Raw genomic sequence first — 19023 nt, forward strand, 5'->3', positions numbered from 1 at the left:
GGGCCGTCGCGGAAGGGCACCACCACCATGCTGTTGTCGTACTGCACCAACGTCCACCCGGCCGAGGACCTCGACGGGGTCGTCGAGCAGCTCGTGACCTACGCGGGCCCCGTCCGCGCGGCCGCGGGCCTCGACGTCCTCGGCGTCGGGCTCTGGATGCCCGCGACGCTCGCGCACCGGCTCGCCGCGTCGCCGGCGGACCGGGCGTGGCTGCGCGCCGTCCTCGACGAGCAGGGTCTTCAGGTCCACACGCTCAACGCGTTCCCGTACGGCGGGTTCCACGCGGACGTCGTCAAGCTCGACGTGTACACGCCGACGTGGGCGCAGCCCGAGCGGCTCGCGTACACGCTCGAGTGCGCCGAGGTGCTGGCCGACCTGCTGCCCGACGGTGCCGCCGGCTCGATCTCGACGCTCCCGCTCGCGTGGCGCGAACCGTGGTCCGCGGCCGACGACGACGCCGCGACGCGCGCGTTCGTCGCGCTGGGCGCGGGCCTGCGCGAGCTGCGCGAGCGGACGGGGAAGACCGTGCGCGTCGCGGTCGAGCCCGAGCCGGGGTGCGTGCTCGACACGGTGGACGACGTCGTGGGCTGGCTCGCGGCGCGCACGGGGCCGCTGGGTGCCGGGGGCGTGCCGGACGAGAGCCGGATCGACCCCGAGCACGTCGGGGTGTGCCTCGACACGTGCCACCTCGCCGTGTCCTTCGCGGACCGGCGCGCGGGGACGGCGGCCACGGTGCGGCGCATCACGGACGCCGGGCTGCGCGTCGTCAAGGTGCAGGCGTCGGCGGCGCTGCACGTGGACGACCCGTCCGACCCGGCCGCGCGCGCCGCCGTCGGCGCGTTCGCCGAGAAGCGCTACATCCACCAGGTGCGCGAGCTCACGGCGGCGGGCGACGTGCTCGCGGCCGACGACCTGCCCGACGCCCTCGGTGACGGGCCCGGGACCGGGGCGGGGGACGCCGTCGGGCACCCGCTGCCGGGGGAGGGGCCGTGGCGCGTGCACTTCCACGTGCCGCTGCACCACGAGCCCGCGGCGCCGCTCGCCGCGACGACCGACGTCCTGCGCGACGCGGTCGACGCGGTGCGGGCGGCCCCGCACGGCGACGAGGCCCACCTCGACGTCGAGACCTACACGTGGTCGGTGCTCCCGGAGGGAGCGGCCACGGCCTCGCTCGTCGCCGGCATCGCGGCCGAGCTCCGCTGGGCCACCACCCACCTCACCGCCGAGCACGAGGTTGCTCCCGGAAAGACGCCGACAACGAGAGCAACCCCGGACTCGACCGCGAGCAACCTCGGGCTCGGCCACGAGACTCACTTCACCAGGAGGACCGCATGAAGCCCGTGCTGCTGCTCGACGTCGTCGGGCTCACCTCGACCGCGCTCGCGCACATGCCGCGCCTGCGCCAGCTCGCCGCGAGCGGCTGGCAGTCCGAGCTCGCGACCGTGCTGCCCGCCGTGACGTGCAGCGTCCAGGCCACGATGACGACCGGGCTCAGCCCGGCGGAGCACGGGATCGTCGGGAACGGGTGGTACTTCCGCGAGCTCGGCGACGTGTACCTGTGGCGCCAGCACTCCCGGCTCGTCGAGGGCGAGAAGCTGTGGGAGGCCGCGCGCCGGGCCAGCCGCGAGTATTCGTCGGCGAACGTCTGCTGGTGGTACGCCATGGGCATGACGACGGACGTCACCGTCACGCCGCGCCCGATCTACCACGCCGACGGCCGCAAGTCCCCGGACGCGTACGTGCGCCCCCCGGCGCTGCACGACGACCTCGTCGGCCGGTTCGGCGAGTTCCCCCTGTTCACGTACTGGGGCCCGACTGCGGACATCTCCTCGTCCCGGTGGATCGTCGACGCGACGCGGCACGTGCTGCGCACGCACGCGCCGGACCTCACGATGGCGTACGTCCCGCACCTCGACTACGACCTGCAGCGGTTCGGGCCGACGTCCCCGCAGGCCGACGCCGCCGCGGCGGAGCTCGACGCGACGCTCGCGCCCCTGCTCGACGACGCCGCGAACCAGGGCGTGACCGTCCTCGTGGTCTCGGAGTACGGCATCGCGGACGCCGACCGGCCCGTGCACCTCAACCGCATCCTGCGCCGCGAGGGCCTGCTCGAGGTCTACGTGCAGGACGGCAAGGAGCAGCTCGACCCGTGGACGTCGCGCGCGTTCGCGGTCGCGGACCACCAGGTCGCGCACGTCTACCTCGGCGACCAGCACGACCCCGCGCTCCAGCGACGCGTCACCGACCTGCTGCGGGGGATCCCCGGGGTCGACGAGGTTCTCGACCGCGACGCACAGGCCCGGTACGGGCTCGACCACGAGCGCTCCGGCGACCTCGTCGTCGTCGCGGAGCCCGGGGCCTGGTTCACGTACTACTTCTGGCTCGACGACGCGCGCGCGCCCGAGTACGCGCGCGGCGTCGACATCCACCGCAAGCCCGGCTACGACCCCGCCGAGCTGTTCTTCGACCCCGCGGACAAGCTCGCGAAGGCGAAGGCGGGGCTCAACCTCGTGAAGAAGAAGGTCGGGCTGCGGTACGCCATGAGCACCGTCCCGCTCGACGCGTCGTACGTGAAGGGCTCGCACGGCCGGCTGCCCGACTCGTCGGCCGACACCCCGCTCGTGCTGTGCTCCGACGCCGTGGTGCCGGCGTCCGTCGCGGGCGTCGTGGAGAGCGGGAGCGGACAGATCCCGGCAGCCGCGATCAAGGGCCTGGTCCTGGAGCTGCAGGGGCTCGGAGCCCGCGTCTGACCCGCAGCCCTCGGGCCGGCCGTCCCCGCGCCACGACGCCGAACCCGGGATCCCTCCTCAGCGACGGTCGCCGCTGAGGAGCGGTCCCGGGTTCGGCGCAACCGTCAGTCCTCGTCGTCGTCCGGGAGGGCGACGAGGAGGTCCAGGTGCAGGCCGAGGACCGTGCCGTCGGCGGCGACGGTGCGCACGAGCGGGTAGAAGCCGTCGCCCCAGCCCGAGTGGGAGAGCACGACGTTCTCGCCGTCCTGCGCGCCCGGGAGCAGGATGTTCGCCGACCCCTCGCGCAGGTGGTCCGGCGAGTCCGTGAGCGCGAACCAGCTCGTGTCCGTGCCGTCGTCGAACACCTCGTCGTACCAGTCGCCGTCGGGCATGAGCCGGGCGACGGCGTCCGCGTCGGCGAACGCGACCGTCCCGGCGTCGACCGGCACGCCGTACGCGGCGCCAGCCTCGGGCGGCCCGTCGGCACCCTCCGGGACGACCGGCTCGACGGCCGCCACCTCGCCGTCGGCGAGGACGACGCTCAGGTACGCCTCGCGCAGGTGGGACCCGTCCTGCTCGTCGGAGACGTCGGCCACCGTGACGCGCACGGGGTAGCGGCCCGGCTCCACCTGCACGACGAGACCCTCGCCGAGCAGCGTGAACGGGTCGGACGCCTCGAGCCGGCCGCTCGGCAGGACGAGCTCGCCCAGGTCGTGCACGGTGAGGCGCAGACCGGGGCTCCCGGCGGGCCCCGTCCCCGTGGCGGGGCCGGGGCGCAGGGCGAAGAACGTGTCAGGGGTGGGGAAGTCGCTCACGCCGCGAGCCTAGCCGCCGCCGGCTCGGGCCCGCTCGGCCCCTGACGCGGCGAGGGCCGCCACCCGGACGGGTGACGGCCCTCGCGGTGCGGCGCGCGGCTACGAGCAGCTCAGCGCCTCGTAGTCGGCGTCGTAGGTCGTCGTGACCTCCTCGCCGTCGACCTCGGCGGTGAGGGTCGCGGTCACCGAGCCGGCGTCGAACGACGCAGAGCGCGACGAGAACGACTGGTAGGCGTTCTTGCCGTCCTTGACGTTCGGGAACGTCTTCTCGCCGTACGGGGTCGTCACCACGACGTCGGCCGTCGCACCCGACTCGTTGAGCACGCGGACCGCGACGTGCGCCTTGCCGCCGAGGCAGCGTGCCTCGGCCGTGACCGTCGCGTCGACGACGGCGGACGTCGTGACGTCCACGGTCTGCCAGCGCTTGGTCGCCGTCGCGTTGTGCAGGTGCAGCAGCAGGAGCTTGCCGCTGCCCGCCTCGACCGCGGCCTGGGAGCGGTGCACCGGGATCGACGTGTCGTCGGCTCCGACGTACAGGAGCTGGTCGCCGCCGTCGAACCAGTAGGCCGGGTCGTACGGGTCGCCCGTGAACGTCTCGGTCGCGTCGACGAGCTGGTCGGCGGCCTGCGAGTACGGCGAGTACGTGAGGACCTGGAAGGTCGGCACGTCGCCCTCCTCGATCCCGAGCGACCCGATGCCGACCGGGATGACGACGACGTTGTTGTCGAACACCGAGGTGTCGACGTTCCCCCACACCGAGTTGATCGGCTGGAGGTCGACGTTGTCCCCGGCCTCGTACTCCGTGCCGTCCGGCGCGGTCCAGTCCTTGAGCGTGAACGTCGCCGCGAGGGTGAGGTCCGTCTCGCTGTTGTACTTGATCGCCGCGATCTCGAAGTCGGCCGTGCCGTCGGAGTCGACGTCGACCTCGACCGCCGGGATCGAGACCGAGCCGAGGCTCGCCCACTCCCCGTCGACCGCGACGCCGATGCCGATGACGCCGTCCGCGGGGTCGCCGCCGTCCGCCGCGACCTGCGGCGCCGTCGACGTGAAGCCGACGGCGCGCACGTCGGCCGCCGCGATGGCCGACGCCGAGGCGCCGACCGCCGCGTCCGCCTCGAGGCGCGGGCTCGTCGTCTTGAGCTCGAACGGAGCGACGAGCGAGAACCAGCCGCCCGAGGCCACGCCGCGGCCGTCGAGGTCGAGGTCGGCGGTGGTGGCCGAGCCCGGGAAGGCGACGGCCGTGCCGGAGAGGTCGCTCACGAGCTTCGGCGACGCCTGGACGGGGACGCGCAGCGCGGCGCCGCCGTCGGTCGGGGTGAGGACGACGCGGCCGCTGACGGACGACACGAAGTCGCGCGGCACGCCGACGCCGGAGTCGGCCGACGACGTCGGGTCGAGCTCCTTGGCGAGCGTCGCCGGGTCCGCGGTCAGCGTCACGGTGACGACCGTGCGCTGCCCCGCGGGGACGGTGACGGACGCCGGGGCGACCGACACGGTCGCCCCGCCCGCCGTGCTGGACTGGGCGAAGCTCGTCGCGTACGTCTTCGGGGCGTCGCCCGTGTTCTGCACGGTCACGGTCTTGCGCACGGTCACGGTGTCCTGGCCGACCGGCACGACGCCGAACGCCACGGACACCTGGTCGGAGTCCTGCGACGCGTAGGCGAGGGTCGTGTTCGCGACCGCGTCGACGGCGTCGACGCGGCCGGAGCCCACGCGCTCGGGTCCGTAGGCGGTGCCCGTGCCCGACGGCCCGGTGAAGACGTCGTGCGTCGCGGTGTTCATGACCGACGCCTTGACCTCGGCCGGCGCCCAGCCCGGGTGGGCCTCCTTGACGAGCGCCGCGATGCCGGCGACGTGCGGGGTGGCCATGGACGTGCCGGACTTGATGCTCGCGCCGTCCAGGTGACCGGACGCGACGGAGGCGATCCCCGTGCCGGGGGCCGCGACGTCGGGCTTGGCGACGCCCAGCGAGCCGTGCACCCCGCGCGACGACCCGCTGTTGAGCGTGTCGCCGATCTCCGGGATCGAGACGAACGACGACAGCGCGAGCGACGGGCCGATGGTCATCGTGACCTGGCCGGCCTCGATCGCGGGGCGCAGCGCGTCGTGGCTCGGGCCGGTGAGCTGGGCGCCGGGGATGCCGGCGTTGCCCGCGATGCCCGCGACGAACGACGAGAGCTCGGAGGAGAGCAGCACGCCGACGGCGCCCGCGGCCTGCGCGTTGTTGAACCGTGCGGCGCTGCCGCACGCGCGCGTCGCGTCGTTGTCGTCCCAGGAGAGGAACGCGATCTTGCCCGCGACGGCCGCTGCCTGCTCGGGCGTGAACGCCTGGCAGCCGTCGACGTCGCCCCCGAGGAACGCGACCGGCGCGGTGACGTCCGCCCCGCCCGCGTAGTCCACCGAGTTCTGGGCGGGGTACTCGCCCGCGAGCGCCTCGGGGGCGTCGACGCGCACGGCGTCGAACGTCTGGGTGTCGCCGACCGAGTTGGCGACCGTGAGGGCGGTGCGCGCGTTGCCGGGGGAGCCACCGACGTCCGTCACGTCGCCGGCGTTGCCCGACGCGATGACGGACAGCGTCCCGAGGCGGGAGAGCTGGTCGATGAAGAGGTTCTCCGGGTCGTCCGCGGGGGAGCCGTCGGAGCCGAGGGAGAGGTTGACGATGTCGAGGCGGTCGGAGAGGTCGCCGTCGCCGTTCGGGTCGGCCGCCCACTCGAGCGCGTCGACGACGACGCCGGTCGAGCCGCCGAGGTCGCCGAACACCTTGAGCGCGTACAGGCCCGCCTCGGGCGCGGAGCCCGGGCCGACCTGCCAGTCGGAGATGTCCGTGAGCGTCGAGTAGTCGCCGTCGAACGTCTCGCCGTCGGCGGTGACGCCGTAGGCCGCGGTCGTGCCGGCCACGTGCGAGCCGTGGCCCGAGCCGACCGAGTCGAGCGAGTCGATGGGGTTCTCGTCGGGCGTCGGCACGAGCGTCGTGCCGGGGACGGTGCCGCTCGCGTCGTAGTCGTACCCCGCGAAGTCGTGGCCGCCGAGGAACTTCAGCTCGTCGTAGGTCCCCTCGGGGACCGGGCCGGTACCGCGGTCGCCGTAGGCCTCGTCGAACGCCTCCTGCGTGCCGGGGCCGCCGAACGCCTTGTGCGTGTAGTCGATACCCGTGTCGATGATGCCGATGCGCACGCCCTCGCCGGTGAGGCCGGTGCTCTGCCACGTCTCGAGCGCCCGCGTGAACACGTCCGTGCCCTTGTTCGCCGGCTTCTTGGGGATGATCCGGTAGACCGTGACGACGGAGGCGTCGCGCGCGAGGTCGCGCACGCGGGCCGCGTCACCCGTGACGACGACGCCCGCGACGAGCGTGCTCGTCACCGACACCTGCTGCGGGTTCCGCGCGCCGGCGCTGCGGGCGGTCGCCTGCTGCGGGACGACGTCGTCCGCGAGCTGTGCGACCTCCTGCGCGTTGGCCTCGACCTCCTGGGGGCTCGCGCCCTGCGCGGCGAGGTCGACCGCCGACGGCGCGTCGAGCTCGACGAACGCCGTGACGGTGCCGGTCGCCTTCGCGAGGGACGGGGCGACCTTGTCGGTCGGGGCGAGGGACGCGCCCGACTGCACGCCGAGGGAGTCCCCGGGGTCGGGCGGCGGGTCCGCGACAGCAGGCGCGGCGGCCGCGGCGACGACGGCGAGGCTCGCGGCGGCAGCGGTCAGTGACACGGGTAGAGAACGGTGCTTCATCGACACTCATCTCCCCGGCAGAGCCGGTTCGGCGAAGGGTTCGTGGATGGGTCCTTCCCTGCGGTCTCGCCCGGGTGGGACACAGACCACCCGAGCACGGTAACCAACGACCGCCCGAACTGCCCAGCGACGGGCGCCCGCACTCGGGCACGGCGCCCGGAGACAACGTGGCCGGCACGCTCTACGATGCGGGCGGGGTCACAGGACGTGGCCGTCCTGTGGGAGTCCCCTTCCCGCGTCAGGTCCACGGGGGTGCGAAACCCGGGGGCGTGGCCCACGCAGAAGGAGAACCATGACCAGATCCTCGCTCCGGGTCCTGTCCGCCGCGCTCGTCGCCGGCGTCGTCGCGACCGCCGCGGTCGCCTCTCCTGCCCTGGCGTCCGAGCCCGACCTGCGCGTCGTGACGTGGGACCGGACGGCCACGACCGACCCGACCGCCGACGCCGCCTCCGACGCGCAGGTCTCCAGCGGGGAGAGCTGCGCGGTGCAGGCCCAGCCCCTCCTGCCCGGCCAGGACCCCGCCACGCTCCCGCCGGCGCCCGAGGTGTGCTTCGACTCGCTCGAGGAGGCGCTGGAGTTCGCCTCGGGCGGCGACGTCGCCGCGGCGCGCCTCGCCGACGCGACCCCCGCCGAGGTCGAGGGGCTCGTCGCCGAGCTCAACGCGTCGGCGGTGGCCGGGTCGGGTCTCGGCACGACGGCGCGCGCGACCACCGCGGCGGCGAGCTCGCTCGTCCTGGGCGTGCTGTGGCGGGACGCCAACTACAAGGGCGCGTCGAAGGTGCTCTACGGCTCCGGCACCAACGGCTGCTACGGCGGGTCCACCTACGGGTTCCCGAACCTCGCGAACCTGCTCATGAACAACGTCGTCAGCTCCGCCACGACCTACGCGGGCTGCTGGGTGACCCTGTACGACTCGTACAGCTACGCGGGCGCGAAGAAGAACTGCACGCCGCACTGCGCGACGCTGGGCACGTTCGACAACAAGGCGTCCTCGGTCGTCTACCGCCCGGTCGGCCAGCTCGGCTGAGGCGTCAGGCGGCCCCGCCGGGCACGTCGCTCGACCAGCGACGCGCCCGGCCCGCCCCGAGCCGGGCGGGGCTCACCTCGCGCACGGCGACGCGGCGTCCCAGCAGGTGCCCGACGGCGTCCCCCGCGGCGCGCACGGCCCTGGCCCCGGCGTCACCGGGCGCGTCGGGGACGACGTCGAGCACCACGCTCCCGTCAGCCGCCTGGTGGAGCTGCCACGCGGCCATGCCGTGGGCCTGGAGGTGCTGGGCGGCGTCGACCGACGGCACCCAGGCGCCGTCGGGCCGCAGGTAGCGCACGGGCGACCGGCCCTCCAGGTCGTGCAGCTCGACCTGGTCACCGCGCCGCACGATCCGCGCGCGGTCGCCGGTGCGGTAGCGCAGCAGCGGCAGGTACGGGTTCTCGTCGACCGTGACGACGACCTCGCCGAGGCCGCCGTCGGGGACGGGCACGCCGTCGTCGTCGAGGATCTCGACCCAGACGCGTCGGCCCCCGACGACGACGAACGGCCCCCCGTCCGTGCGGGCCGCGACCGCGCCCGTCTCGCGCAGCCCGTAGAGGTCGGCGACGGGCACGTCCCACGTGGCGTGCAGGCGTGCGCGGGCGACGCCCGACAGGTGCGCGGCCCCGCTGACGAGCGCGACCGGGTGCAGGGCGAGACCCTCGTGCGCGAGCCGGGCGAGCGCGAGCAGCGGCAGCGGCGAGCTCGACACCACCTGCGGGTCCTGCGCCGCGAGGAACGCCGCACGGTCGCCCGGGCGCGTCCACGCGCCGGGGTCGAGGTTGACGCGCGCCATGGTCGGTGCGGCGACGCCGGGGCCGCGCCGGAACCCGGTCATCGCCGACGCGTACGTGAACGCCTCGCGCTGGTCCACGAGGTTCATCAGGCCCAGGCGGCCGGGCGCGGGCTCCCAGTCCGCGCCCGTGCTCGCGACGAGGTGCTGCAGGAGCACGAGGTCCGCCGCGACGGCCACGGGGTGCAGCGGGACGCGGACCGCCGCGCCCGTGCTGCCGGAGCTCGTGCCCTCGAGCACGCGGCCGAGCGGCACGTCCACGGGGACGAACGACGCCACGTCGTGCCGCAGGTCGTCGCGCGTGACGGGGCTGACCGCGGTGAGCGGCGACCCGGCCCGGCTCTCCCCGCGGTCGCGCGCCCGGCGGTACCGCGGCACGACGGCGTGCGCCTGGTCGACGAGGGCGCCCACCCACGCGGGCGGGTCGACGGGCGGCGGGTCGGTGCCGGGCGTCGCGGCGGGGCCCTCGGCGCGGGTGCCGGTACGGGTGTCGGCATGGCCCGCGGCGAGGCGGGCCGCGACCTCGTCGAGCACGGGCAGGTCGTCGGGGCGCAGCCGGTCGCCCGTGACGTGGACCCAGGCGGGCGCGGCGGGGTGGTCCCGCACCGCGTCGAGCGCGGCCCGGCCCGCGTCGTCGAGCGTGGGCCAGCGCTCGGCGTCGGTGAGCGCGACCGCGGAGCCCGGGGCGTACTCGTCGAGCGTGAGGTCGGGGGCGTCGTCGGGTGTCGTCATGGAGTCCTCGTCAGGAGCTTCGCTAGTAGTTCGCGTACTGCGCGGCGGCCTCCTTGGCGCGCTTCTCCGCGAGCTCGCGGGCGAGCTGCTCGGCGCGGCGCGCCTCCTGCGCCATCTCGCGGGCGATCCGGCGCTGCTCGGCCGTGCTCACGGCCACCCACCGGTCCGCGGCCACCTCGGGGCTCTCGCCCGCGGGCCGCAGCCCGAGCTCGCGCAGCACGGCGCGCGCCAGCTCCTCGCGCGCCGTCGGCGCGTGCAGCCACTCGTCCGGCGTCCGGAGCAGGGCGAGGGCGGGCACGGTCTGCTCGACGACCCGGACGAGCGCGCCCGGCGTCGCGGCGGCCCGGGACGCGGGCGCGGCGAGCAGGCGCTCGTCGCGCAGCAGCCAGCAGACCGTCCCGGCGAGCGCCGCGTACGGGGCGTGCGTGCACAGCGCCTCGACGGCGGCGCGCTGCGGGCCGCGCAGCACGCCGACCGCGCCGGACCCGGCGAGGAGGTCGGCGGTGTCGCCGACGAGCGCGGCGGCCGCGACCACCCGGTGGTCCAGCACGTCCGGGGGCGTGTCGGCCAGACGGTGCACGACGTCGGCGAGCGCGGGGCCCTCGACCGTCGGGCGGGCGAGGTCATCGGTCACGGCGGGCTCCTTCCGGTCGGCTGCTCGCTGTCGTGCTCCTCGACGGTGCGCTCGCCGGGGCGCCGGTCGAGGAGCCCCACAGCTCGCGCGCGAAGGCGCGGGCGAACGCGACGAGGTCGTCCTGGGTCTGCACGGCGTGGACCCGGTAGCCCACCGCGTAGTCCCGCACCGTCTCGGCACCCTTCGCCGAGACGTCCAGCACGAGCGTGCCCCCGCCCCCGGCGGCCGCGACGGCGCGCGCCGCGGTGCCCTCGTGGGGCGCCACGAGCTCCGTGTCGGGGCGCGCACCCCAGCGGAGCCGGACGACGTCGTCGAACATCGACACGACGCCGTCGTCGGAGATGACGGCGACGTGGCACGGGCGGGTGCGCGTCGGCGGGGCGCCGGTGACCGGGTCGCCGAGGTGCGTGCGCTCCAGGAGCGGGACCGGGAACGACGTCGAGCCGCCGAAGTGCGCGACGACCGCGTCGAGCACGCGGTCCTCGTCGCGCACGAACCCGTCCGTCCCGGCGACCTGCTGCGGCCCGCTCCACGTCGTGGCCTGCACGCGGGCACCCGCACGCAGGGCCGAGAGCGCGAGGACGGCCCCGGCGAGCGCGATCGGCGCGACGCGTCGCGTCGGGTCCGGCATCGAGCCGGACGAGTCGAGGTAGAGGTCGAGGTCGACGGGGACGCGGTCGGGCTCGTCGCCCGCGTCCTCGTCGACCGACCGGCGCACGGTCGTGAACCCCGGCACGACGACGGGCGAGCGCAGCAGCGTCCCGGTCCAGTCCACGTCGCCCAGCTCGTCGCCCACGTCCCACTGCTCGTGCGCGCCGAGCAGCGGCTCGGTGGCGCGCACGTGCTCGCGCACGGGGAACGGGACGAGCAGGGGCGCGGCGCGCTCGCGGTACCAGCGCCGGGCGGACGCCGCGGCGTCCGTCGTGAGCCCGAGCAGCCGGAGCGTCGCGTCGTAGTCCGCCGGCGCGAGGGCCTGGCCGGTCGCGTCGTGCGCGCCCTCGCCGTCCGTCCCGGGCGCGTGGTGCGCGGCGTCCGTCACGGGGTCTTCCTCCGCGCCCAGCCCGAGGTCCCCGACGACGCGCGGGTCGAGCGCGGGGTGCCGCACCGGCTCGACGGCGCGCGGGTCCGTCGCGAGCCCGCCGGGCACCGCCCCGGCCACCTCGTCCTGCCCGCAGACGACCTGGGGCAGCGTGGACCGCCGCCGCTGGAGGTGCCGCCGTCGGGCCTCGCGGTCCCCGCGCTCGGGCCGGGCCTGGCGGCGCGGGTCCTGCGCGGTGGCCGGCGACCCCGCCTCCGCCGCGAGCAGCGTGCGCAGCAGCGCGGCGAACCCCGCGGCGCCGCCCACGGGGTCGTCCGCGTAGGCGCGCACGAGGCGCGCGACGAGCGTCGCCTCGCGCTCGGCCACCGGGACGTCGGACGCGGTGAGGTTGCCGCGCGGCAGACCCCAGAGGATCTCGTCCGCGCGGAGCACGGTCTGCATGACCGTGCTCGTCCCCGGCCCCAGCGCGCGCCACAGCCCGGCGAGGTCGATCCCGGCGCGGCGCTGCAGGCGGTCGTTGATGAGCAGGTCGCTCCACAGGTTGGCGGTGAGCGGCGCGAGCTGGTCCTGGTCCACGAGCCCGGCGCGCGTGCGCGCGACGAGGAGCGCGCTCGTCGTGAGGTCGCCGGGGGAGAGCACGTGGTGACCCACCTCGTGCGCGAGGACCGCGACCGCGTGGTCCTCGATCCCCAGCGCCACGACCTCGGCGAGGTCCACGTGCACGCTCACGCGGGTCGTCGAGAACCACGCGAACGACCCGACCCCCTCCGGAACGGTGCCGGGTCCGTGCAGCGTCGGGGCGCCGAGGCGCGTGAACCGGCCCCAGGCCGCGAGCGCCTCGGGCCACGCGGCCTGCCACCGCTGACGCAGCGCCCCGAGGTCGGCGCGAGGTCGCTCGTCGGGCAGCGCCCCGACCGGTCCCTGCGCGGGCGCGCTCACCGGGGCCACCGCACGAGGAGGACGTCGTACGAGCCGGTCCGGCTCAGCAGCGCGAGCCGGCCCGACGGCGTCTCGACCACCGCGGCGCCGCTGACGTCGGTCAGGGCCGCGTCGGGCGCCGGGTCGGGCGTGGGTCGTCCGGCGGGACCGTGGTCCGACCCGTGCAGGCCCTGGTCGTCGACGTCGATGTCGGCGCGGGGCGGCGTGACCGCGCCCGTGGCGTGGTCGCCGGCGCCCGGGGCGCGCGCGACGAACGCGCCGTGGACGTCGGCGACGAGCGTCCACTCGACCGTCTCGGCGCCGACGGTCGCGGCGTCCGCCGCGGCGCCCACGGCGGCCGGCACGCCGTCGCCGGTCGAGAGCAGCACCCAGCGCAGGCCGGGATGGCGCGCGTCGGTGCCGACCACCAGCGCGGGCGACAGCCACGGCCCGCCGAACCCGCGGAAGCCGCCGAAGCGACCCAGGACCTGGGCGGGCCCGGGAGCGCCCGGGAGCAGGACCCACCGTGCCCCGGCGGGCTCGTCGCCCGGCCCGACGGCGGGCCACCACCACGGGTCCGCGGCGTGGCGGTCGAGCACGGCCCGCAGGTCCGCGGCGTCGACCGTCCCGACCGTCCCGGAGGCCCCGCCCGCCCCGGACGCAGGGAGCGACAGCGCGGCCCGCGCGACCGGCTCCGGGAGCGACCGCGCGGCGTCGAGCGCCGCGCCCCGGTAGCGCACGAGCCCGCTGCGCCACGCCGCGACGAGGACCGCGCCCCGGACCAGGTCCGCCGCGGAGGGTCCCGGACCGACGTCCGCCGGGCTACCGACCCCCACGGTGGCGGCGTCGACCACGCGCGCCGCCCACGCCGTCACGTCCCCGCGCGCGCCGGGACGGCCGCCGACGGCCCGTGCGGCGTCGACGACCGCTGCGACCGTGGCCGCGGGGGCGAGGGCGAGCCACGGCGCGAGCCGCGGGACGACGTCGAGGAGCGCGCGCCGCTCCGGTGCGCCAGGACGCCAGCGACGCGCGGCGGCGAGCCGCGCGAGCGCGTCGACGAGCGCGTCGCACGTCGCCGCGAACGCGTCCGCACCGAGCTGCCGGGCGAGCGGGTCCGCGGCCGCGGCCACCTCCCGCACCGCGTCGGCCAGGCCGTCGCGGTCCGCGCCGTGCGCGAGCGCCCGCGCGAGGACGGCGTCGTACCGCGCGCGCTCCGCGAGGGCGCGGGCGGCGAACGTCGGGCGGACCCCGGGACCCGCGTCCCCGGCCGACGGCGGGTGTCCGCCGTCGGGCAGCGTCACGCGCCGCTCCAGCGCAGCCAGGTGAGGTAGTTCGTGTACCGCTGGTGGGCGTACTTGAGCGCGAGCGCGTCCTCGTACACGTGGCCGTGCAGCTTGACGTGCTTCTCCCACGACGCGAGCACGTGCTCGATCCGGGCGAGCCGGCGCAGCACCTCCGCCTCGGGCAGCCCCTCGAACCCGGCCGCGACGTCCGCGAGGACCGCCCCGACGTCGTCCTGGTCGTCGAGGCCGGCGGCGTCGTACTGGCGGCACGCCGTGTCGAAGAGGTCGCGGATCCACGACACGCGGTCCGAGCGCAGCGGCTCGCGCTCGCGGTCGTCGAACGGGGCCGACTGCAGGTCGGGGAGCAGCTTGTCGTGCAGCACGAACGGGAGCACCGCCCGCAGGTCGGCGAGCTCCACCTCGGCGTCCCCGCGGAAGTACGCCATCGCCTTCGCGTACGCGACGAGCGACTGCAGCGCGCGCACCGACAGGCCGTTGAGGGTCTGCGCCCCCACGTCGCCCAGGCGGTCGCGGCCCGTGTCCGCCGTCGCGACGAGGTGCGGGTCCACGCCCGCGACGCGCGCCGTGTCCTTCGTCCGGTACTCGAACTGCCACCCCGCGCGCTCCAGCACCTCGAGCTGGCTCGCGAAGAACTCGAGGCGACGGCGCACCGGCTCCGGGAACGGGACGGCGAGGATCGCGGCGTGCAGCGCGTCGTGCTCGGCGGCGTCGAACACGATCTCCGGCGGCACGTTCTCCTCCGGGCGCACGCGCCGCTCGGCCCGGGCCACGAGGTCGCCGAGGAAGCGGTTGTTGAACGGCAGCGCGTGCACGACGACGTCGATGCGGTCCCGCAGCGCGTCGACCACCTGGTACGTGCCGCCGCCCGCGTCGTCGTTCGCCGTGAGGTACCAGGCGGCGTCGCCCGTCTCGTACACCTGGTCGTAGACCTCGACGTACCCGTCCGCGAGCACCGTGAGCAGCGCCGACTGCGTGCGCGTCGGGATGCGGTTGTACTCGTCGACGATCTTCACGCGCATGCCGAGCCACGACCGCCACGCGACGTCCACGTCCGCGAGGCTGTCCGCCTGCACCAGGTCCTTGGGCAGCGGCATGCCGAACAGGTCCGACACCGTGAGCTGCGGGTGCCCGTGCTGCATCGCGCGGCGCACGTCGAGCACCGGGTAGCCCGCGAGGACGCCCATGAGCACGGCGCTCGCGGTCTTCCCGCGGCCCGGACCGCCGATCATGAGGCACCGCCCCCGCACGGCGAACGTCAGGAGCGGCAGCAGCACGAAGCTCGAGTACGACTGGTCGCTCGGCAGGGTGAGCAGCGCCTTCGAGTCGCCGAGCCGGAAGCTCGTCTCTCGCGCGCCGGGCGCCGCGAACTCGACGTCGTAGTGCGGGCTGATGATCGCGTGGTTGACGACCCAGAAGTACGCCTGGCGCAGCTTCTCGTCGAGCGGCAGCCCGCCCCGGGCCGCGCCGTCGTCGGAGCCGGCCCCGGTGATGGGCGTGCCGAACAGGTCGTCGACGCCCAGGGCGAACGGGTCGCGCCCGTCGGCCTGCCCCGCGGGCTGCGGCCGGGTCGGCGCGGAGGAGACGTGCTCGAGATCGGTCACGGCCCGATCCTGCCACCGTCGTCCGCGGGCCGTGGGGACGTCCGTGCCGGGTGCGCGAGGCTCGCCGGGGCCGGGCCGAGGATCAGTAGGCGTCGGTGCCGGCCTGGGGGAGCGGGTCGGCGACGTGGCGCGGGGTCGCGAGCAGCGGCTCGACGGCGGCCAGGGCCTGGGCGAGCCGGCCGGCCCGGTCCCCGCGCACCTCGAACCACGGCACGCCCGGGCGGCGGCCGTCCGGCGTCGGCAGCTCGGCGGGGCCGAGGTGGTGCACGACGTCGGCCGGGTCCGCCAGGCGCGGTCCGGTCGCAGAGAGGACCTCGCGGAACCGGTCCTGCATCGCGTGCCGCACGTGCTCGCCGTCGCGCAGGCCGTCCTGGACGAACGGGATCTCGTCGCCGGTGAGGACGTAGAGGTCGGGGCGCCGGGCCGCGGCGAGCGCCTCGACGGTGGGGGAGCGGTGGCCCACGTAGCGCTCGTGCCAGAGCGTCGTGGCGAGCACGTCGGTGTCGCACACGAGGAGCGGGACGGGCGACACGGCGGCGGCGTCGTCCTCGCGCCGGGCCTGCTCGCGCGCGACGAGGTCGAACTCGGCGGTGTGCCACGGCGCGGCGAGCCCGCCGGGCCGGACCTCGGACCACTCGCGCCCGAACTCGAGCACGGGGTCGAGCCCGAGGTGGGCGGCGAGGTCGGCGGCGAGCGTCGTCGAGCCGGTGGACTCGGCGCCGAGCACGACGACGCGCCGCACGTACCAGGACCGGACCGGCGCGGGCAGCGCCCACCAGTGCGCCGCGGGGTCGGCGCGGACGGCGGACCCGGACACGGGCAGGTGGCGGCGGTCCGGGTCCACCTGGACCCACGTGGCGTCGAAGCGTCGCGCGAGCTCTACGCCGTACCGGTCGGAGGTGAGCACCGCGTCGACGGGCGGGTCGTCGGGGTCGAGCAGCGACCGCATGACCTTCACGTGCTCGTCCCACGCGTGGGGGTCGGCGTAGTCGACGGGGGCGTCGTCGAGCCCGTGGACGACGCGGGCGCCCGGGACCTCGGCGCGCAGCCACGCCGCCCGGGTCTCGGCGGGGATCGACTCGCTCGTCGAGGCGAGCACCTGCACGGTGACGCGCTCGCAGCGCGCGAGCGCGGTGCGGACGAGGTGCACGTGCCCGGCGTGCGGCGGGTAGAACTTGCCGATGACGAGGCCGTGGGCGAGCCGCGTCACCGGGCCGGCTCCGCGTCGTCGGTCACGGGGGCCGGCCCGACGGCTCCGGGCTCGACGACGCCTGCGGCCGCCTCGGCGCCGGGGTCGCGCCGGGCCGCCGACCACTCCCGCAGGCCCTGCACGCACAGCGCCACGAACCCGACGTAGAGCACGGCGGTGAGCCACAGGCCCTGGCTCGCGTAGAGCCCGACGAGCACGACGTCCGTCGCGATCCAGACCCACCAGTTCCCGATCCACTTGCGCCCGAGCATCGTCTGCGCGAGCAGGCTCGACGACGTCGTCAGTGCGTCCCAGAACGGCACCGCCGAGTCGGTCCAGGTCGTGAGGACGGCGACGAGCGCGGCCGTGGTCGCCGCGGCGGCGACCAGCCCGACCACCCACGCCGCGCGCGGCGTCCGGTGCACCACGAGGCGTCCCCGGTCGGTGCCGCCACGTAGCCACCAGTACCAGCCGAGCGCGCCGAGCACGAGGTACACGACCTGCAGCCCCGCGTTCGCGTACAGGCCCGCGCCGGTGAACAGCACGAGGAACACCACGTTGTTGGCCAGCCCGACGGGGAACGTCCACACGTTCTGCCGCACCGCGAGCCACACGCACGCGGCGCCCGTGACGAACCCCAGGATCTCCTCGACGCTCACGGGCGCACACTCTACGGGCGCGCCGCCGAGAGCTCGGGCGGTGCTCGTGCAGCGGCACCGCGACCTCGGCACTCGCGGTCGAGATCGGCGACTGCGACCGCCGATCTCGACTGCGACCGCCGATCTCGACCGGGGCCGCCGATCTCGTGGGACTGTGACGTGCGCCGCGCTCGGGGGCAGGCGGGCCGTCGGGGCGTTACGGTCGGGACGAGCCCGGGTCCCTCCCGGGTACCCCGACGTCGAAGGAGATCTCGCATGCCCACGCGTATCGCTCGTACCGCCTGGAACGGTGGCCTGCAGGACGGTCAGGGCCAGGTCGAGCTGTCGAGCTCGAAGGTCGGCACGTACGACGTCTCGTTCCCGCGCCGCGCCGCGGACGACGCGGGCGGCGTCACGAGCCCCGAGGAGCTCATCGCCGCCGCGCACTCGTCCTGCTACGCCATGCAGTTCTCGGCGCTGCTCGGCGAGGCCGGCGCGACGCCCGTCTCGCTCGAGGTGACCGCCGAGGTCACGCTCGCGCCGGACCCCGCCGGCGGCTTCCAGATCCCGACGATCGCGCTCACGGTCCGCGGCGAGGTCGAGGGCATCGACGCGGCCGGGTTCCAGCAGGCGGCCGAGGCGGCCAAGGCGACCTGCCCCGTGTCGAAGGCGCTCGCGGGCGTCCCGACGATCACGCTGGACGCCACGCTCGAGAGCTGACGCCTGCGCGCCCGCGCGCCGAGCACGACATGAGGGTCGTTATCCGTGGGATAGCGACCCTCATGTCGTGCTCGGCGACGCCCGGGGCGCAGCCCGAGTGACTTCAGCGGGGGAGGAGCGGCGGGGTCGATGTGCCGGCGCCGTCACGGATACCGTCGACGAGCTCGGTGAGCGTGTCCTGCGCGCCGTGGGCCGGGTGCCACCGCAGGAGCTCCCCGGCGAGGCTCGTGTCGAGCACGGGCACGCGCATCGCCATGTCGAGCCAGCCCTCGCCCACCGGGGCCAGGCGCGCCCGCCACGCGGCCGCGACGGCGGTCCGGGCCGTCCCATAGGGGACGGTGCGCAGCGAGCCGTCGGCGACGACGTCCGCCAGGTCCTGCGGCGTCAGCACCGTGGGGTGGGCGACGTTGAACGGCCCGGGGTGCCGGCCGACCACGATGCGCGCGTACGCCTCGGCCGCGTCCTCGGCGTGCACCACCTGGAGGCGCAGCCCCTCGGGTAGGGGGACGGCGGGCAGGGGGGAGCGGCGGAGCGCGCGCGTGCCGAGCCGGCCGAGGAAGTACCGCGCGATCTCGGAGGCGGCGTCGCGCTGGAACACCAGCGCCGAGCGCACGCGCGAGACGACGATCCCGCTCCGGCGGTCGAGGTCGTCGAGCAGCGTCTCGACGGCCGCCTTGTCCTCGGAGTACGACGAGCCGGGGATCCCCTCGACGGGCCAGCCCTCGTTGACCGGCGTGTCGCGCGCGTCGCCCGCGTAGGGGGCGGGCGAGTAGGCGCCGACGGACGACGCGACGACGAGGTGCGCGACGCCGGCCCGCTGCGCCGCCTCGACGACGCGGCGCGTGCCCTCGACGTTGACGCGGCGCAGGCGCTCGCGGTCGTGGCTCGGCTGGACCGCCCACGCGAGGTGCACGACGACGTCCGCTCCCGCCAGCGCGGCGTCGAGCCGCTCGTCCGCGTCGGCGGCGGCGACGTCCGCGTACCGCCACGTCGCCGCGTCGTGCGGGGCGCGCACGGTGCTCGACCCGTCGGCGCGCGGCACGCGCCGCGCGACCGCGACGAGGGACGTCACGACGGGTTCGGCCGCGAGCCGACGCAGCACCGCCGTGCCGACGTTCCCGCTCGCCCCGACGACCACCACGCGCATGCGCTGCCTCCCGA

At 76.0% G+C, this 19023-nt stretch carries 14 protein-coding genes; 4 read left to right on the forward strand and 10 right to left on the reverse strand.

Going from position 1 to position 19023, the window contains the following annotated elements; all coding sequences use genetic code 11:
* Positions 1-27: 27 nt before the first annotated feature.
* Positions 28-1335: a metabolite traffic protein EboE gene (eboE, locus tag ABWU78_RS12820; RefSeq protein WP_439158620.1), complete on the forward strand. Its 1308-nt coding sequence runs from the start codon at positions 28-30 to the stop codon at positions 1333-1335.
* On the forward strand, positions 1332-2750 hold the full coding sequence (locus ABWU78_RS12825) for an alkaline phosphatase family protein (RefSeq protein WP_353708407.1): 1419 nt from the start codon (positions 1332-1334) through the stop codon (positions 2748-2750). The genes eboE and ABWU78_RS12825 overlap by 4 nt, the downstream gene beginning before the upstream one ends.
* A gap of 104 nt (positions 2751-2854) precedes the next feature.
* Here ABWU78_RS12825 and ABWU78_RS12830 read toward each other — a convergent pair whose 3' ends face one another.
* Entirely contained in the window at positions 2855-3544 is a 690-nt protein-coding gene (locus tag ABWU78_RS12830) for a DUF4241 domain-containing protein (protein WP_439158621.1), read from the reverse strand.
* Between the two features lie 99 nt (positions 3545-3643).
* A complete protein-coding gene (locus ABWU78_RS12835; protein ID WP_439158622.1) occupies positions 3644-7246 on the reverse strand; it encodes a S8 family serine peptidase in 3603 nt (1200 codons plus the stop codon).
* Positions 7247-7559: 313 nt separating this feature from the next.
* On the opposite strand from ABWU78_RS12835, the gene ABWU78_RS12840 reads away from it, so the two are divergent.
* Positions 7560-8294, forward strand: a complete 735-nt coding sequence (locus ABWU78_RS12840) for a hypothetical protein (RefSeq protein WP_253053831.1) — start codon at positions 7560-7562, stop codon at positions 8292-8294.
* A gap of 4 nt (positions 8295-8298) precedes the next feature.
* Here ABWU78_RS12840 and ABWU78_RS12845 read toward each other — a convergent pair whose 3' ends face one another.
* The 7 genes from ABWU78_RS12845 to pnuC all read right to left on the reverse strand — a co-directional run bounded on the left by ABWU78_RS12845 (position 8299) and on the right by pnuC (position 17163).
* Complete coding sequence (locus ABWU78_RS12845) at positions 8299-9819, reverse strand: AMP-binding protein (protein ID WP_439158623.1); 1521 nt, start codon at positions 9817-9819, stop codon at positions 8299-8301.
* 22 nt (positions 9820-9841) lie between these two features.
* Positions 9842-10453 (reverse strand): hypothetical protein, encoded by a 612-nt coding sequence (locus tag ABWU78_RS12850; protein ID WP_353708411.1) that lies wholly within the window; start codon positions 10451-10453, stop codon positions 9842-9844.
* Complete coding sequence (locus ABWU78_RS12855; protein WP_353708412.1) at positions 10443-12431, reverse strand: hypothetical protein; 1989 nt, start codon at positions 12429-12431, stop codon at positions 10443-10445. The genes ABWU78_RS12850 and ABWU78_RS12855 overlap by 11 nt, the downstream gene beginning before the upstream one ends.
* Entirely contained in the window at positions 12428-13711 is a 1284-nt protein-coding gene (locus tag ABWU78_RS12860; RefSeq protein ID WP_353708413.1) for a hypothetical protein, read from the reverse strand. Before ABWU78_RS12860 ends, ABWU78_RS12855 begins: the two co-directional genes overlap by 4 nt.
* A complete protein-coding gene (locus tag ABWU78_RS12865) occupies positions 13708-15315 on the reverse strand; it encodes an ATPase (RefSeq protein WP_439158624.1) in 1608 nt (535 codons plus the stop codon). The genes ABWU78_RS12860 and ABWU78_RS12865 overlap by 4 nt, the downstream gene beginning before the upstream one ends.
* Before the next feature lie 82 nt (positions 15316-15397).
* Complete coding sequence (locus tag ABWU78_RS12870) at positions 15398-16525, reverse strand: AAA family ATPase (protein WP_439158625.1); 1128 nt, start codon at positions 16523-16525, stop codon at positions 15398-15400.
* A complete protein-coding gene (gene pnuC / locus ABWU78_RS12875; RefSeq protein ID WP_439158626.1) occupies positions 16522-17163 on the reverse strand; it encodes a nicotinamide riboside transporter PnuC in 642 nt (213 codons plus the stop codon). The genes ABWU78_RS12870 and pnuC overlap by 4 nt, the downstream gene beginning before the upstream one ends.
* A gap of 255 nt (positions 17164-17418) precedes the next feature.
* On the opposite strand from pnuC, the gene ABWU78_RS12880 reads away from it, so the two are divergent.
* Entirely contained in the window at positions 17419-17862 is a 444-nt protein-coding gene (locus ABWU78_RS12880) for an OsmC family peroxiredoxin (protein WP_439158627.1), read from the forward strand.
* Between the two features lie 103 nt (positions 17863-17965).
* Here the strand turns inward: ABWU78_RS12880 and ABWU78_RS12885 are convergent, their stop codons facing one another.
* Positions 17966-19009: an NAD-dependent epimerase/dehydratase family protein gene (locus ABWU78_RS12885; protein WP_439158628.1), complete on the reverse strand. Its 1044-nt coding sequence runs from the start codon at positions 19007-19009 to the stop codon at positions 17966-17968.
* Positions 19010-19023: the final 14 nt, after the last annotated feature.

Source organism: Cellulosimicrobium sp. CpK407, assembly GCF_051844275.1.
Taxonomy (GTDB): domain Bacteria; phylum Actinomycetota; class Actinomycetes; order Actinomycetales; family Cellulomonadaceae; genus Cellulosimicrobium; species Cellulosimicrobium cellulans_G.

Excerpts from the sequence above, each read along its gene's own strand:
- ABWU78_RS12880 (WP_439158627.1), top strand. The coding sequence starts at position 17,419 with ATGCCCACGCGTATCGCTCGTACCGCCTGGAACGGTGGCCTGCAGGAC.
- ABWU78_RS12885 (WP_439158628.1), bottom strand. The coding sequence starts at position 19,009 with ATGCGCGTGGTGGTCGTCGGGGCGAGCGGGAACGTCGGCACGGCGGTG.
- ABWU78_RS12845 (WP_439158623.1), bottom strand. The coding sequence starts at position 9,819 with ATGACGACACCCGACGACGCCCCCGACCTCACGCTCGACGAGTACGCC.
- ABWU78_RS12825 (WP_353708407.1), top strand. The coding sequence starts at position 1,332 with ATGAAGCCCGTGCTGCTGCTCGACGTCGTCGGGCTCACCTCGACCGCG.
- ABWU78_RS12840 (WP_253053831.1), top strand. The coding sequence starts at position 7,560 with ATGACCAGATCCTCGCTCCGGGTCCTGTCCGCCGCGCTCGTCGCCGGC.
- eboE (WP_439158620.1), top strand. The coding sequence starts at position 28 with ATGCTGTTGTCGTACTGCACCAACGTCCACCCGGCCGAGGACCTCGAC.